Source organism: Duncaniella sp. (assembly GCF_029054785.1).
GTDB lineage: Bacteria > Bacteroidota > Bacteroidia > Bacteroidales > Muribaculaceae > Duncaniella.
In genome coordinates, this window is the sequence record NZ_JAIDEN010000183.1 from 1 (window position 1) to 2,197 (window position 2,197).

At 48.5% G+C, this 2,197-nt stretch carries 2 protein-coding genes; both read left to right on the forward strand.

The window, feature by feature from the left end:
- The first annotated feature begins 459 nt into the window (after window positions 1–459).
- Complete coding sequence (locus K2H17_RS11095; protein ID WP_363319941.1) at window positions 460–2,010, forward strand: sodium transporter; 1,551 nt, start codon at window positions 460–462, stop codon at window positions 2,008–2,010.
- A gap of 25 nt (window positions 2,011–2,035) precedes the next feature.
- Window positions 2,036–2,197, forward strand: a 162-nt coding sequence (locus K2H17_RS11100) for an FAD-dependent oxidoreductase (protein WP_300134777.1), incomplete at its 3' end; no start/stop codon positions are given.

The following is a 2,197-nucleotide window of genomic DNA, read 5'->3' on the forward strand; positions in this document are numbered from 1 at the left end:
TAAGGTAACTTTAAAAATTCTCAGACATGAAATTATTGACAGAAAAAAACAACAATACCGTCGCCTGCGAAAGTTTTTAACTATTGTTTTTTAACAACCTCTTAAGCTACAAACGCATCTTTTGATGCTCCCATAAGCTGGAGCCGAAAGCGTTGAATCGGTCGGATTATCCCGGTCGAGATTTCGGAAACGTTTCCATATCCCCACCGGAAACGTTCCCGTAAATTTTATCGTAAGTTTATGAATATCTTATATTTATAATTTATAAATTTGCATTGCAGGAACAACATAACGATCATCATCACATCTGAAAATTTAACTGTTGTTCTTTATCACTCCTATAAATAACGCAATACCTTAAACCAACAAAACATGAGCAACCTTGATCTGATAACGATCTTACTTTTCTCAATCGGTGTCCTTGCGACGGGCATCGCCTTTTCCAGAACCGGAAAAGACATGAAAAGCTTTTTTGCAGGAGGAGGCAACGTCCCCTGGGGGATGAGCGGCCTGTCTCTGTTCATGGGATTTTTCTCAGCCGGAACATTCGTTGTCTGGGGATCTATCGCCTATTCCTACGGTTTTGTCGCCGTGATGATACAGATGACAATGGCTCTTGCAGGCTTTATTGTCGGGACATGGATCGCGCCACGATGGCAACGCACCCACAGCCTGACTGCCGCCCAGTATATCAGTGAACGCCTCGGAGTCAATGTCCAGAAATTCTATACCTACATATTTCTTGTCGTTTCGGTCTTCACCACCGGCAGTTTTCTCTATCCGGTAGCAAAGATCGTTGAAGTCGCAGCCGGAATTCCTCTGACCTATTCAATTTTAGGACTCGGAGTATTCAGCATGATCTATGTCTCGATCGGAGGACTTCGCGGAGTCATCGTGACAGACGTCCTGCAATTCATCATCCTGTTTTCAGCAGTGATAATCGTTGTCCCTCTGTCTTTTGAAAAGGTAGGCGGTCTCGGCAACTTCATCGATTCAGTTCCGGCGGGATTCATGGAACCTGTCCACGGAGAATATTCATGGTGGTTCCTCCTGGCCTTCTGTGTCTACAACTCCTTTTTCCTGGGAGGCAACTGGGCCTACGTGCAACGCTACACATCTGTCAAAAGCGCTAATGACAGCAAGAAAGTCGGTTGGCTTTTCGGAGGCCTTTATCTTGTCAGCGCCTTGCTGTGGATGCTTCCGCCGATGCTGTACAGAATATACGATCCCTCTCTTGGCGGACTCGACAATGAAAACGCCTATCTGCTGATGTGTAAGCTCGCAATGCCTCAAGGGCTGCTCGGCCTGATGCTCGGCGGAATGATCTTCGCCACCGCAAGCTCGCTGAACGCTACTCTCAACATCTCTGCCGGAGTATTCACAAACGATATATTCAAACGTATCAGCCCCAAGGCCTCCGATAAAACACTCATGCGGGTCGCACGTCTTTCGACCCTCGGCTTCGGCCTGCTCGCACTCATTGTCGCCCTGCTGGTGAAAAGCATGGGAGGAATTGTCAACGTAGTCATCAGTGTGGCCGCACTCACCGGAGTGCCGATCTATCTGCCGATCATCTGGTCACTTTTCAGCCGCCGTCAGAACGCACGCAGCATCCTGACCGTGACACTGCTGAGCCTCGCCGTCACACTCTCCTTCAAATTCCTGACTCCGCTGCTGGGCCTGACTCTGAGCCGCGGAGCAGAAATGGGACTCGGTGCCTTTGTGCCGGTAGCGCTCCTGGCCTTTGCTGAAATATATCTGAAAAGCAAAAATTATGTCGATCCGAAATATCTCGCTTATGCAGCCCGGAAGCATAATGACAATACACTTCCCGCGGCCCAAAGCGACGCGGCCAACCGCTACACCCGACGAGTGCTCGGCCTGAGCATTTCGGTTGCAGGTCTGTTTATCGCCGCTCTCGGCTGCATGGCAGAAAGTTCCCGATACATCCCGATCATAATGGGCCTCATTGTCCTGACTGTCGGCTTAGTCATCCGTTATAAAAAATAAATAAAAAAATATATAATCTAAGAACATGAACAGTCAAGGATTTGTATCTTCCCGCGCTACAAAAAGTGTAACGGTCACAGGTGACATCATTGTTATCGGTGGAGGACTTACAGGAGTCTGCTGCGCACTCACGGCAGCCAGACGTGGTGCAAAAGTAGTATTAGTTCAGGACCGTCCGGTGCTCGGA

Bases quoted from the DNA above. Each gene is read 5' to 3' on its own strand.
- K2H17_RS11095 (WP_363319941.1), top strand. From the start codon at position 460: ATGAAAAGCTTTTTTGCAGGAGGAGGCAACGTCCCCTGGGGGATGAGC.